We start from the raw sequence: 13,540 nt of genomic DNA on the forward strand, positions 1-13,540 counted from the left end.
TCAAGCGTTACGGTGTAAATGTTCCGAGGGTCGCGATGTTGGCTTCGGAAAGCGGCAGGTGGGCCACGTTCCCGTCGATCCAATCTCGGATCAGTGTGGGCTTGCCAGGAACAGACGATGCCGCCGGCGTGCGTAGCTCATCAGAGGCGGTTGAACGCGAGTGAGCCTGCATCTCCAGCACGGAGGCGTAGAGCGCGCTGGCCTGGGCCGCGACGGCCTCGGCCATCATTGGATCGAGATTGACCCAGATCACCGCACCGGATCGATGGGCGTAGGCGACCGGCCGATCCAGCGGCCGCGCGTTCGTGATGACCCAAGGCGTTCGCCATCCGTCGGCGTAAGCCTGCGCCTGCCGGTCTACCGGAATGCGGTGTCTCGGCTCCGCGGCACGATACGCGTTCGCGTCGGCGAGGGCAGGCAGCGACCCCGCGCAGCCCGCGACGCCGACGACCTGTCCGTTTCCCTTCCTGATTAGGGCGATCTGCCCCTTTTGGTGGCAGGCCGTCCTGCGCATCTCCCATGTCTTCTCGCCGCGAAGTATCAGCCCGATCCAGGGCTCATCGATGATCAGCGCCTTCAATCACCCGCCCCATGTCGCTCACTGCGGCCTGCCGCCCAGCGATAGCAGATCAGCAATGTCGAACACCACGGCCGTTTCGGCGAAGCCCGGCTCCCTGTTGACGAAGCGCCGCACGTAGACGGGCTCCCGCGCGAAGCCGGCCTCGACGCGGACGATGGCTAGGATGAAGGCGTCGGCGGCGTTCAACGCGGCGAGGATCTCGTTCTTGGTGATGATTACGTCGCGGCCCTCGGCCTGCCGGCCCTTCACCTCGATGAAGCGCAGGGGACCTCCTTCGCGGTCGCGGCTCTCGACGTCCCAACCTTTTTTCTCGGCCGAGACGTCGCGCGGTTCATGGCCGAGGCTGCGCTCAGCCGCCATCACGGCCTCCATTGCGAGGCGCTCGATTTCAGTCCGCGCGAGCGGATCTTCGCTGAACCCGTCCGCCACTGGGGCGGGCGCCTTCACCTCCCGGCTGCGCAGAAGCCCAGCCGGGATCACGAGGGCGGCCCCCTTCAGAACCGGTGGCATCGCGGAGATCTGCCGCTCGCGATCGAGTTCGCTCTGACGCCGGTGTAGCCGCTCGACGAGGCGCGCCGCCGTGGCCTCCGCGTTCTGGGCGTTGACGCGCTGCTCCTTGCCGGCCCTCTCCTCCTCGCGCAGGCGCGCGGCGCGGGCGTCCCAGTAATTGATCTCGCGGGTCAGGCGCGATCGGACCTCCCGCTCGATCTTGTCGAGTTCGGCCACCCGGCGCGCCCTCACGGTGTTCAGGTGGTCTGGGACGAGATGCGCGATGGCATAGCTGAGCGCGCGGGCTTCTACGCCCTCCGACAACCACGGAGCGGTCACGACGCTTCGAAGCGCGGTCTGCTCCTCCGATGTGCTGGGCCGGTAATCGAGATAGGGCGCTGGACCACCGTCGTGAGCCGTTCCGTCCTCCGCGAGCAAGATGAACTGAAACCGCTGCGAGATCACACGGGGCTCGCCGGTACGGACTGAGCGCGCATCCTGTACCGCGTGTTCCAGGTAGACGAGGAGGCGCGGCGCAACGCCGTCATCTGCCTCGTCGATCAGCACACTGCCCTGGCCGAGCAAGGGCTGGAAGCGCTCGAGCACGACATCGACAAGGGCGTCGAGCAGCGGATGTCCGGGCGCGACCAACTCGGCCTGGGGCGTGCCGACGATCAGCGCCTTCTCGAACGTGATACGCGCGTAGCGATCGAGTACCGGATCGGACCGCCCGATCTGACGATCCCGCTCCTTCAGAATGGCGGGCACTCGCAGAATTTCGAATCGGCCCTTCTCGCGCTCAGCAAGGCGACCGCCAAGCATCGCGAAACCCTCTCGGAAGAACGCGCCAATGAAATGCGGCTGCAGCCGGCGCGCCTGGGCGCGCTCCATGGCCTCGCGGACAGCTGCGACCGCGTGGGGGTTCATCCCCTCGGTGGTAAGCTTGCGCTCGGCCACGAGCCGCTCAATGGCGCCGACATCGACCGCGCCGTCGACCTTGTGGAACAGCTCGGCCTTTTTCTCGGGGCGGTCGCCGTACCGGATGGCCTCGACGAGCAGGTCTCGTAGGGATTGGCCCTCGAACAGTTCGCCCAGCACGTCGTAGACCTTGCCGCCGAGCGCCGCGCGCGCCTCCTCCAGCTTCTCGAGCAGCCGGCGGTAGACCTCGCCCTCGCGCGTGTTGGCGGCGCACAGGTTCCATAGGTGGCAGACCTCGGTCTGGCCGATGCGGTGGATGCGGCCGAAGCGCTGCTCAAGCCGGTTCGGATTCCACGGTAGGTCGTAGTTGACCATAAGGTGGGCGCCGCGCTGCAGGTTTACGCCTTCGCCAGCGGCGTCGTTGGCGATCATGACGCGCACGAGCGGATCGGAGTTGAACGCGGCGATGGCTGCCCGCCGCGCTTCCCGCGCCACACCGCCGTGGATCACCACCACCGCGGCCGGGTCGCCGACCCGCGCGGCAATCTTCTGCTGGAGGTACTCGAGCGTGTCCTTTGGCTCCGTGAAGATCAGGACCTTGCGCCGCATCCCCGTCGCTGCATCGAGCATCATGGGCTCATCGAGGATCGCTTCGAGCTGTCGCCACTTCGTGTCCTGGCCGGAGAGCTTGATCCGCAAGGCACGCTCCTCAAGATCGGCGAGGATCACGATCTCGGCCTCGAGTTCCGCGAGGGTCGCCGCCGCCGTCGCCTGGACGGCGATCTGATCCTCGGCTTCCTCGGCCTCACCACCTGGGATCTCATCAACATCGTCGGGATCGAAGACGGGCAGGACAGGCGGCCGCGTGAGGGCGGCCGAGGCTCCCTGTCGTAGCAGGCGCTCTTCCCGGAGGCGCTCCTCGAGACGCTTGCGGCGGCGCTCGAGGGAGCGGTGGATCGCGGCCGGTGAGGAGGCCAGTCGACGCTGCAGAATCTGAAGGGCGAACCCGACGCTCGAGCGTCGCTTGTCATCGCCGGTGCGGTCGGCGCGGTTCATCTCCTCGCGCACGTAGGTCGTCACGGCCTGGTAGAGTTCGGTCTCAGTTGGAGAGAGGGCGTAGTTCGCGGTGTAGGCGCGCCGCTCGGGGAACAAGGGCGTGCCATCGAATCGGTAGAGTTCTTCCTTCGTCAGCCGACGCATCATGTCGGACACGTCGACCCTGTGTACGCCTTCGCGAAAGCGGCCCTCGAACCGATCGGCGTCGAGCAGGCCCATGAAAAGCTGGAAGTCCGCTTCTTTCCCGTTGTGTGGCGTTGCCGACATCAGGAGCAGGTTGCGCGTGCGTTGTCCGAGCAGCTTGCCGAGCTTGTGACGCTGCGTTTCCTTGACCTCTCCCCCGAAGTACGAGGCGGCCATCCGGTGTGCCTCGTCGCAGATGACGAGATCCCAGTCGGGCGCGGCTTCGAGCTTCGCCTTGAGCGTGTCCGAGCGCGCCGCCATGTCGAGGCGCACGATGAGGCGCGAGGCCTCGACGAACGGGTTGCCGGTGACCGACGCCTCGATCTGATCGCGGGTCAAGAGATCGAAGCCGAGATCGAACTTCTCGGCCATCTCCTCCTGCCACTGCTCGACGAGGCTGCCCGGTGCTACAATCAGGCAGCGCTCGAGATCGCCGCGAATGAGGAGTTCCTTGATGAGGAGGCCGGCCATCACGGTCTTGCCCGCGCCCGGATCGTCGGCCAGCAGGAAGCGCAACGGCTGGCGCGGCAGCATCTCGCCATAGACGGCGGTAATCTGGTGCGGCAACGCCTCGATCTGCGAGGCGCTGACGGCGAGGTAGGGATCGAACAGATGCGCGAGCCGGATGCGGTAGGCCTCCGACGCGAGTCGCAGCAGGCCGCCGTCTGCGTCGAACGCGAAGGAGCGCCCTACCTCGATCGACTCTAAGCCCGCCTCCTCACCCCGGTAGAGCAGCCGTTCCCCGATTTTGCCGTTGACACGGAAAACGAGGTTCGCCGCGTCTGTGCCGAAGCGGGTGACTTGGACGATCTCTGCGATGCCGCTTGGATCGAGGCCGCGCAGGCGCGATCCAGGTTTCAGGTCGTCGAACAGGATCATGCGCTCTCCACCGTCACACCTTCCCGATCGCGACAGAGAACGCAACGTCGACTAGCGCTAAACCTTGGGTTGAGCGTGACGTCGTTGAGACGCTGTGGCACGCGGGCCACCACGCTTGGCCCGGACACCGAGATCGCCTGTCCTGCAACGATTGTCTGCGTGCTGCCCAGCGCGTCGATATCCCTCGAGAAGGCCTTTCGGGGGCCGCCGCGCTTGCGATTGCACGTTAGCCAGATCGCGTGCCCCGCCGTCCTGCGACGGGCTCCATTGCTTGCCGTCCCATGCGCTTCTGGCGAGCTACGGGCGGAGAGACTACGTCCCGCGCAGCAGCCCCGGACGACGCGAGCGCTGGGGTGGCGAGTGCGGACGCGATGATGCCCGAGACCTGATCGGCGGCTGCGCGCACGGGGTCGCGGGCGAGGTGCGCATACCGCTGCGTGGTCTTGGGATCGCGGTGACCGAGGATCGCGTCGGCCTCGACCTCTGCCCGATCGACGATCGCCTGCAGCCACGCCTTCCGGAACGGGATCTCGCCGCGCGTCACGGTCGTCCGCATGAGCGGTCCGAACCTCTCGATGAGCTTCGGGGCGATCTCGGCCGCCAGCGCCGCCCGCGCGCGATCCCGCTCCTGCTTGAGCGCCTGGAGCCGCCCCTTCGGGATGTCGTCGAGATCGGTCGCGCCCTTCTCGACCATCCGGTAGAGCCGCTTCAGCTTCTCCTCCGTCCGGGCTAGCTCCCCACGCAGAGCCGCCTCGCGCCCGTCGACCTGCACCGCCTTCTCGGCCCGCAGCGTCCAAAGCGAGGAGAGCGTCGCTCGCAGTCGGTCCGGTTGCAGCAACTCGGCCAGGAGATGATCGGTCACAAGGGTATCCAAAGTGTCCACCGGGATGCTGCGGCCGATGCAGCCGGTCTGGCCCTGCCGCCCGTGCGTCGAGCAACTGTCGTGGCGATGAGCCTTTCCAGGCTTCGACGTGCCGGTACGTAGCGTCATCGGCCCCCGGCAGGTCGTGCAGGTGACCAGGCTCGTCAGGAGGATCGGGCCGGTGACGGCCCGGGCCGGTGTGGTGCGGGGCCGTGCGCCATGGAGTCGCCTGCACCGCCTCGAACTTGGCCAGGTCGATGATCGCCGGCACGCTGATCGGGATGTGCTCGGCTTGCGGCTTCACCCGCAGCGTCTTCGAGCAGCGCTTGTTGAGGGACCTCTCCCCGTACACCCGGTTGGTCAGCAGGCCGTGGACGGTGGCGACCCCGAACCGGGCCCCGGACCGGGTGCGATAGCCGCGCTCTCTCAGGTAGCAGATGATCGCCTTGACCCCGAGCGGCCCGCTCGACCCGTCGCCGTAGCGATACGGGCGGAAGATCAGCCAGATGGTCTCCTCCTCGACCGGATCGACGGCGAGCCGCTTCTTGATCCGCGCTCCGCGCTTCTCGACCTCTTCCATCCTATCGTCGAGGGCAGAGGCAGCCTCCCTGGCGCCTCATTCGTGCATTCGAAGCGGGATTAAATTCGAAGTGAAAACGTTCTGGGCAGTGCACGGACGCGAATATTGAATTCGTTTTCGAGATATATGATATCCGGACGAAACACTTGCGGCGCATTCGGAGTCCGATCTATAATCTGACAGATTATGGAGGATTCGATGCATCGATCTTTGTTCATTCCAATGTTGGCTGGCACGATATTGGGAATTTCAAGCCCAGCCATGCCGGATACTCTCCAATCTGACGCACAAAGTGCTGCTACCAAGTGGGACGAGGCTTACAACAGCGGCGATATGAATACCCTCGGCAAGCTATATGCTCCCGATGCTATTGTCGTGACAAAAGGCATGCCTCAGTCAGGTGACGGAATACAGAACTTTTTCTCAGGCCTGAAATCAAAAGGGTGGGACGATCACAAAACGACTGTAAAAAGTGCTCTGCCGAAGGACAACCTCCTCATCGTGTCAGGCCGCTGGGAGATGACTGGCCCGGTAGAAGGCGGCGCGAAAAAGAAGTTCGAGGGTAATTGGGTGAATGTGCTGGAGAAGCGCGAGGGCGGTTGGCGCACGGTCTTGCACACATGGAACTGATTGACGTCGCATGAGAGATGCGGGACTTCGCCTGATCGCTCTATTGCCGGGCGGCTGCTTTTCAGTGGCGCCGGGGACTGCCGCTATGTCTTACTTGGGTCGCAGGTGGAATGTCCGCTTGCGAGCCGTCGGTCAACTTCCGCATCCCACCCATCTGAGACGCTCAGGTGAGCGTTTCGTGTCGGCAGGTGGCTGGAAGCGGCAGGTCCGCGTCTGAGAAGCTTCGCCTTAAAAGCGGACGACTTCCTGACGCTCACGACGGGTGTCGGAGTTTGCCGACGCGGTCCATCCAGGCCAACCACGCGGTCGTTGATGTCCTGTGTTCGCTCCCGCTAACGATTGTCTGCGTAGGAAGTGCCGCGTGGCGGCATCCTCAGAGGCCGAGATACGCCGCCTGGACATTCTTGTTGCCGGCGAGTTCAGCGCTGGTCCCGTGCAGGGTCACCCGGCCGCTCTCCAGCACATAGGCCCGCTGCACGATGGTCAGCGCGCGCGCGACGTTCTGCTCGACCAAGAGAATCGCCGTGCCGAGTTTGTGGATCTCCTGGATCTTGTCGAAGGTGACGTCGGCCATCACGGGCGCCAAGCCGAGCGAGGGCTCGTCCAGCATGAGCAGTTTCGGTTTCAGCATCAGGCCTCGACCGACGGCCAACATCTGCTGCTCCCCTCCACTCATCGTCCCGGCAAGCTGACCTCGCCGATCGGCCAGTCGCGGGAAGATGCCGTAGACGAGATCGAGCGTGCGACGACGATCGGCCTTGGCGGCCGGCACGTAGGCGCCGACCTCGAGATTCTCGTGCACCGTCATCTCGGGGAAGACGCGCCGGCCTTCAGGCACATGGGCGATCCCGAGTTCCGTAATCTTGTAGGGCGGCAGTCGGGCGAGGTCGTGTCCGGCGAACCTCACCGTGCCGGCGTTCGGTCGCAGCAGGCCGGAGATCGCGCGTAGCGTGCTCGACTTGCCGGCACCGTTGGCACCGAGCAATCCGACGGCCTCACCCGCCCCCACGAACAAGTCGAGGTCGACGATAGCCGGTACGGCGCCGTAGCTCGCCCCGACGCCGGAGAGCTCGATCATGCCCGAACCTCGCGGGCTGCCCGCCCCGCCGTGATTTCCGCATGGGCCGATCCGAGATAGGCGCGCACGACCTCGGGGTCGTCCATCACCGCATCGGGCCTTCCCTCGGCGATCTTCTGCCCGTGGTCGAGCACCACGATGCGGCGCGCGACCGCCAGGATCGCCCGCATCACGTGCTCCACGACGATGATGGTCAGCCCCCGTTCGGCAAGCTTGCGCACGAGCGCCACGGCGACGTTGATCTCGGAGGGATTGAGGCCGGCCATCACCTCGTCCAGCAGCAGGATGCGCGGTTCGGTGGCGAGCGCGCGCGCCATCTCCAGGCGGCGTTGGTCGATCGTGGTCAGGTCGCGCGCCGGCGTGTTCTCGCGCGCGGACAGACCGACGTAATCGATCACCGCGCGCGCCCGCTCCTGCGCGGCGGCGACGCGGCGATCGCACAGGAGCGCGCCGGTGGTCACGTTCTGGAGCACCGTCATCGCTCCGAACGGCTTGGCGACCTGGAAGGTGCGGGCGAGGCCGCTCGCACAGATCTGGTGCGGCCGCCGGCCCACGAGTTCGCGCCCGAACGCGACGACCGATCCGCGGTCCGGCTGGAACACTCCGCTGATCAGATTGAAGGTCGTGGTCTTCCCCGCTCCGTTGGGGCCGATGAGGGCGAGCGTCTCACCTTCGGCCACGGAGAAGCTCACGTCCTGCACGGCCTTGAGGCCGCCGAAGCTGCGGCTCAGGTTGCGCACCACCAGAGCGTCGGCCATGTCCGCCTCAGGTTCGCGATGGGTGTGCTGTCGGCGGGGCCTCGGCCTCGACCGCCCGGACGGCACGACGCCCGCGAAGCTCCGCGACGTAGCCGAGGATGCCAGTCGGCCGCCACAGGATCACCGCCATCAGGATGAGGCTGTAGACCGTCAGCTGGATGCCCGAGATGGAGGCGCCCAGCCAGCTCTGGAGCAACGCGGACGTGGCCTCCAGTAGCACCGTCCCGATCACCGGCCCCCACAGCGTGCCGATCCCGCCGACGATCGAGACCAGGGCCGCCTCGATCGAGATGTTGAAGCTGAAGGCGGTCTGCGGGTCGATGAAGTAGATGTACTGCGTGTAGAAGGTGCCGGCGAGCGCCGTGAGGAAGGCGCTGATCAGGTAGATGTAGCGCTTCACCCGCGGCGCGTTCACGCCGATCGCCTCGGCTGCGTCCTCATCCTCGCCGATCGCCCGCAGGTAGTAGCCCATCCACGAGCGCTCGATAGCCCACGTGACGGCAAGGCCGACCGCGAGCAGGCCGAGGGCGACGTAGTAATAGCCCTGCTTCTCCTCGAACTGCATCATCAGCGGCGCGTGGCCGAGATTGGGGATCGTGGTCCCCTCCGCGCCCCAGGCAAAGTCGCGGAACTTGAGGAAGACCAGCATGAGGACCTGCGCGGTCGCGATCGTCGCGATGGTGAAGTAGGGACCGCGGAGGCGAAAGCAGAGCCAGCCGATCGGCAGGCTCGCCGCCATGGCGACGATTCCCCCGGCGATCATGCCGAGCCAGGGCGAGACGTCGAAGTCGATCTGCAGCAGTGTCGAGGTGTAGGCGCCCAGGCCGAAATAGGCCGCGTGGCCGAGGGAGAGCTGCTTGGCATAGCCGCCCATGAGGTTCCAGGCGACGCCGATGAACGAGAACAGAAGGATGCGGATCGCCACGTCGATGGCGAACGAGCTCGTGACGACGAGCGGCACGGCGCCGGCGGCCAGGGCGAGCAGACCGACGGCGATCCAGGCGGATATCGTACCAACGGCCGGGCGGGCGGGCGACGCGACCATCAGCGCGTGATCCGGGCGCCGAGCCCGCTGGGCCGGAAGGCGAGCGTGAGCAGCAGCAGCACGAAGACGACGATCAGGCCCGAATCGGCGCCGACGAACTGGACGCCGAGGGATTCCGCCACGCCCATGAGCAGGCTCGCCACCAAGGCACCGACGACGTTGCCGAGCGTGCCCAGCACCACCGCCACGAAGGCCATCAACACGAACACCTGCCCCACCATCGGGTAGGCCGGGTAGAACGGCATCAGGAGCGAGCCCGCGGCACCCGCGAGCGCCAGCGCGATGCCGAGCGCCACCGCGAACACCCGGTTGGGATTGATGCCCATCAGCATCGCCACCTCGCGGTTCTGGGAGGCGGCGCGCATCGCCTTGCCGAGATCCGTCATTCGCAGGAACAGCCACAGCGCGGCGGTGAGCACCATCGCCACGCAGAACGCGATGAGCTTGGCGACCGGTACGGTGAGCGGGCCCAGGGCCAGCACCGCGTCCGAGTACGCGGTGTGCACCGTGCGGTAATTGGCCGTGAACAGCATCAGGGACACGTTCAGCACGAGGAGCGACAGCGCGAAGGTCAGGAAGATCTGCGGCATGTCGTTCTCGCCGAGGACTCGCCGGATCAGCAGGTGCTGGATCAGGACGCCGACGACGAACAGGGTCGGCATCGAGATCACCAGCGACACGAGCGGATCGAGCCCGAGCTGGGTCGCCGCGAAGAAGCTGATATACATGCCGATCATCACGAACTCGCCCTGGGCGAAGTTCACGATCTTCACGACGCCGAAGATGAGCGTGACGCCGATCGAGACGAGGGCGTAGATGCCGCCGATCAGCAGGCCGTTGATGACGGCTTGCGCGAGGGTCTCGATCATGCGCGTCAGGACTTGATCAGAGGTGCACGCGCGTCCGCCTGCGGGAAGACGCTCGCGAGATCGCCGTTCTGCCACTGGACGCCGACGGGATGGGCGAACACGTTCTTGCCGTCGGGGCCGAACTTCACCTTGCCCCCCGGTCCCATCGCGGCGTAGCCGGACGAGACGTCCAGGGCGGACAGGGCCTCGCGCACCGCCTTCGGGTCGGTCGTGCCCGCCCTCTCCAGGGCGTCCGCGATCATGAAGGTCGAGGCGACGAGCCCGCCCGCATACTCGAAGATGAACGCGCCGGTGCGCTTCTTGAACTCGGCATTGACCCGCTGCGCGTTGTCGTCGACGTCGTGGTTCCAGTGCGCCACGCCCTGCAGGCCGTCGGCAAGCTTCCCGACGTTGGTGTAGAAGTCCGGGATGACGAATCCGCCCGATCCGCCGTTGACGGGAATGTTCAGCCCGACCTGCTTGAGCGTGCGCACGATCAGGATCAGGTCGTTCAGATAGGAGACCGTGATCAACGCATTCGCGCCCGATGCCTTGATCTTGTTGATCAGCGGACCGGCGTCGGCGAACCCCGCGGAATAGGGTTCGAACATCACGATCTCGGCGCCCTCAGAGGGGGCGAGTTCGCGCAGGCCGTTCGACGTCGAGGTGCCGAACGCGGTGTTCTCGAAGATCACCGCCACCTTCGGACGGTCGCTCACGAGCTTGCACATCTGCAACTGCGTCTGCGCGAACTGCGAGGCGCGGGCGAACGGCGTGAACGTGAAGCGCCGGCCCTTGTTCAGCTGGTCCGAGCTCGACCCCGTGACGAGCGGGACCCGGGCGCGCTCGCACACCTCCGCGGCGATCAGGGTCAGCGCGCTGGCGTAGCAGCCCGTGATCGCGGACAGCTTGTTGCCGGTGATGAGGCGGTCGGTCTCGGTCCGGGTGACGGTGGTGTCGCTCTGCAGGTCGGAGACGAGGATGTTGAGCTTGGCGCCTCCGAGCGCCTTGATGCCGCCGGCCTCGTTGACCATGTCGGCCGCGAGCTTGGCGGCGGCGACGCAGCCTTGCCCGATCTGCGCCAAGTTCCCGGTGACCGGGTACAGGGCGCCGATATTGACGGTCTCCGCGGCGGCGCGGGCGATAATCGGCGGCATCGCGAGGCTGGCCGCAGCGAGCCCTCCCCCGAGCCTGAGCACGTCACGACGACGCTGTGAGGCACACCCCACCCGTGCTGGGCCGTCGGCCATCGGCATCCTCCCACGGCGCCCGGTCGCGGCTCGACCATCGGTCGCCTTATTGTTCGGGCGCATCCGCGACCGATTGCATTCATTATGACGATCGCAGACGGCCGTGCAATCTGAATTTGATCCTTGGCTCGGAAACAAATTCAGTCGGATCGTGATCGATAGGCATTTTTTGTGTCGTTATCTGTGAGGACGCGCGGCAAATCTCCGGTATTCGCTTCCTAACGGCTGCTTCGATCAGCCCGATCAGCCAGTTCACGCGCAGGGCCGACAGAGGTGCCGGCCCAGTCCAGGCTCGGAAGCTTCATTGCGGTCGCGTCTTCTGATCGCCGAACCCGCAGCGCCAGATCAGCCGGCGCCGACGGGCCTATCGGCCTTGATGAGACGGACCTCCGCGCTGACGGCGGCCTTCAAGAGATTGGCGTCGCTGCCCGGCACGACGAAGCCGAATCCCTCCGCGGCCCTGCGTGCCGCGACGGCCCCCGAGGGGCAGAAGATCCCGACCTGCTTCCCGTACGCCTTGGCGGCGGCCGCGCATCGGGCGATGGCCGCGGTGACCCGGGAATCGGACGGATCGGCGGACGCGCCCGCATTCAGCGCGAGGCCGAGATCATTCGGCCCGATGAAAATGCCATCCAGCCCCTCCGTCGCGCAGATCGCCTCGACTTCTGCCAGACCCGCGGCGGTCTCGATCATCGCGAGGCGCACGAGGGTGGCGTCGGCGTGGGCGACATAGTCCGGGCCGCCGTAGAGCAGCCCGCGCGTCGGTCCGAAGCTACGCAGGCCCCTGGGCGGGTAGGACGTCGCCCGGACAAACAGCTGCGCCTGCTCGGCGCTGTCCACCATCGGGCAGATGACGCCGTAGGCCCCAGCGTCGAGCACCTTCATCAGGAGGGGCAAATCGAGCGCGGGCACGCGGACGAACGGGGTGGCCGGCGTCGACGAGATCGCCTGCAGCATGCCGATCATCGCCTGCACACCGGTCATACCGTGCTGAAGGTCGACCACGACGCAGTCGACGCCGGTCCAGCCGACGATCTCGGCCGAGTAGGAATTGCCGATCGACAGCCATGCCGAGACCGCGGGTTCTCCGGCCTCCCAGCATTGTCTCACCCTATTGGCGCGCATGTTGACGCTCCTTCAGCACTTCAGAACTGACCACGAGCTTCGGGTCGAGCGTTGCGCCGAGCCCGGGCAACGCGTTTCGCGCCACCATCACGCCCATCGCGACCAGGGGCTCGTCAATCAGCGCCACTCGCGCTCGACAGGTCCAGGGACTCGTACTCGAGCGTGTCAGGCTCTCCGAACGGGACATGTGGCCGCCGGGCAGGTGGCGATACGAGGCAGCCGGGAACGCGCGGAACCTGCGCGCAGGTCCGATCGTGGAACCGTGCCCCTACGGCCGCGCCTTCACGGATAGCGGACCGGAGGCGGATCTTCGGGCAGCGGGATGAACTCGGCATCGTTCGGCACAGTATCGAACCGGCCCTGGCGCCAATCCTCCTTGGCCTGTGCGATCCGCTCGGGCCGCGAGGAGACGAAATTCCACCAGAGGTGGCGCGGCCCGTCCATCGGCTCGCCGCCGAGCACCATGAACCGGGCGGCCTCCGACGCGCGGATGCTGATGCGGTCGCCGGGGCGGAACACCAGCAATTGCCCCGGCCCGAAGCCGTCGCCGGCGATCTCGATGGCGCCAGAGACCGTGTAGATCGCCCGCTCGTCGTAGGTCGGATCGAGGGGGAGCACAGCGCCCGCCTCCAGCGCCACGTCGGCGTAGACCATCGGGCTTGAGGTCCGCACCGGCGAGCGCGCCCCGAAGGCCTCGCCCGCGATCAGCCGGACAGTCTTGCCCTCGCCGGTCAGGACCGGCAGCGACTGGGCGTCATAGTGCTCGAAGGCCGGCGCCGTCTCCTCGTCCTCGGAGCTCAGGGCAACCCAGCTCTGGATCCCGAACAGTTTCGAGCCGGTCTGCCGGAGGGTCGGCGCGGTGCGCTCGGAGTGGGTGATGCCGCGTCCGGCGGTCATCCAGTTGAGCTCGCCCGGCCGGATCGGCAGTTCGGTGCCAAGGCTGTCGCGGTGCATGATCTCGCCGTCGAACAGGTAGGTGACGGTCGAGAGACCGATATGCGGGTGGGGCCGCACGTCCATCCCGGTGCCAAGGAGGAACTCGGAGGGGCCCATCTGGTCGAAGAAGATGAACGGCCCGACCATGCGACACTCGGTCGAGGGCAGAGCGCGGCGCACCGCGAAGGAGCCGAGGTCCCGCGAGCGCGGGACGATCAGGGTCTGGATCGCGTCGCAGCTGAAATGGTCGCCCGGGACCGGATCATCCGCACTGTGCCAGCTCATCGCTCTTCCTCTTGTTCGACCGAGCCCAGCCGGGTGAG

12 protein-coding genes and 2 pseudogenes are annotated in these 13,540 nt (G+C 66.5%); 1 reads left to right on the plus strand and 13 read right to left on the minus strand.

The annotated features are described in order from the left end of the window. Positions 1-7: 7 nt before the first annotated feature. The 5 genes and pseudogenes from MMSR116_RS16715 to MMSR116_RS31925 form a co-directional block, all read right to left on the minus strand. A complete protein-coding gene (locus tag MMSR116_RS16715) occupies positions 8-580 on the minus strand; it encodes a hypothetical protein (protein ID WP_051072296.1) in 573 nt (190 codons plus the stop codon). A gap of 18 nt (positions 581-598) precedes the next feature. Beyond that, positions 599-4,105: a protein NO VEIN domain-containing protein gene (locus tag MMSR116_RS16720; RefSeq protein WP_010686698.1), complete on the minus strand. Its 3,507-nt coding sequence runs from the start codon at positions 4,103-4,105 to the stop codon at positions 599-601. Between the two features lie 226 nt (positions 4,106-4,331). Then, positions 4,332-4,967 (minus strand): hypothetical protein, encoded by a 636-nt coding sequence (locus MMSR116_RS31915; protein ID WP_010686697.1) that lies wholly within the window; start codon positions 4,965-4,967, stop codon positions 4,332-4,334. A 45-nt stretch (positions 4,968-5,012) separates the two neighbouring features. Then, positions 5,013-5,096: pseudogene (locus MMSR116_RS31920) on the minus strand (hypothetical protein); the annotation flags it as partial. A gap of 157 nt (positions 5,097-5,253) precedes the next feature. Continuing rightward, positions 5,254-5,547: pseudogene (locus tag MMSR116_RS31925) on the minus strand (recombinase family protein); the annotation flags it as partial. A 198-nt stretch (positions 5,548-5,745) separates the two neighbouring features. Here MMSR116_RS31925 and MMSR116_RS16730 point away from each other — a divergent pair. Beyond that, positions 5,746-6,177, plus strand: coding sequence for a YybH family protein (locus tag MMSR116_RS16730; RefSeq protein ID WP_106428332.1), 432 nt, complete (start codon positions 5,746-5,748; stop codon positions 6,175-6,177). A gap of 373 nt (positions 6,178-6,550) precedes the next feature. Here the strand turns inward: MMSR116_RS16730 and MMSR116_RS16735 are convergent, their stop codons facing one another. The 8 genes from MMSR116_RS16735 to MMSR116_RS16770 form a co-directional block, all read right to left on the minus strand. Then, positions 6,551-7,255, minus strand: a complete 705-nt coding sequence (locus tag MMSR116_RS16735; protein ID WP_010686694.1) for an ABC transporter ATP-binding protein — start codon at positions 7,253-7,255, stop codon at positions 6,551-6,553. Next, complete coding sequence (locus MMSR116_RS16740; protein WP_010686693.1) at positions 7,252-8,013, minus strand: ABC transporter ATP-binding protein; 762 nt, start codon at positions 8,011-8,013, stop codon at positions 7,252-7,254. Before MMSR116_RS16740 ends, MMSR116_RS16735 begins: the two co-directional genes overlap by 4 nt. 7 nt (positions 8,014-8,020) lie before the next feature. Beyond that, entirely contained in the window at positions 8,021-9,058 is a 1,038-nt protein-coding gene (locus MMSR116_RS16745; protein ID WP_010686692.1) for a branched-chain amino acid ABC transporter permease, read from the minus strand. Next, positions 9,058-9,927, minus strand: a complete 870-nt coding sequence (locus MMSR116_RS16750) for a branched-chain amino acid ABC transporter permease (RefSeq protein WP_010686691.1) — start codon at positions 9,925-9,927, stop codon at positions 9,058-9,060. The genes MMSR116_RS16745 and MMSR116_RS16750 overlap by 1 nt, the downstream gene beginning before the upstream one ends. Before the next feature lie 5 nt (positions 9,928-9,932). After that, positions 9,933-11,063 (minus strand): ABC transporter substrate-binding protein, encoded by a 1,131-nt coding sequence (locus MMSR116_RS16755; protein WP_244625473.1) that lies wholly within the window; start codon positions 11,061-11,063, stop codon positions 9,933-9,935. A gap of 438 nt (positions 11,064-11,501) precedes the next feature. Further along, positions 11,502-12,281 (minus strand): HpcH/HpaI aldolase family protein, encoded by a 780-nt coding sequence (locus MMSR116_RS16760; RefSeq protein WP_010686689.1) that lies wholly within the window; start codon positions 12,279-12,281, stop codon positions 11,502-11,504. After that, the gene (locus MMSR116_RS16765; protein WP_158168896.1) at positions 12,268-12,408 is read right to left on the minus strand and encodes a hypothetical protein; all 141 of its coding nucleotides are present in this window, start codon (positions 12,406-12,408) and stop codon (positions 12,268-12,270) included. The genes MMSR116_RS16760 and MMSR116_RS16765 overlap by 14 nt, the downstream gene beginning before the upstream one ends. Before the next feature lie 155 nt (positions 12,409-12,563). After that, entirely contained in the window at positions 12,564-13,502 is a 939-nt protein-coding gene (locus MMSR116_RS16770; RefSeq protein ID WP_010686688.1) for a pirin family protein, read from the minus strand. Positions 13,503-13,540 lie beyond the last annotated feature (38 nt).

The organism is Methylobacterium mesophilicum SR1.6/6 (assembly GCF_000364445.2).
Classification (GTDB): domain Bacteria; phylum Pseudomonadota; class Alphaproteobacteria; order Rhizobiales; family Beijerinckiaceae; genus Methylobacterium; species Methylobacterium mesophilicum_A.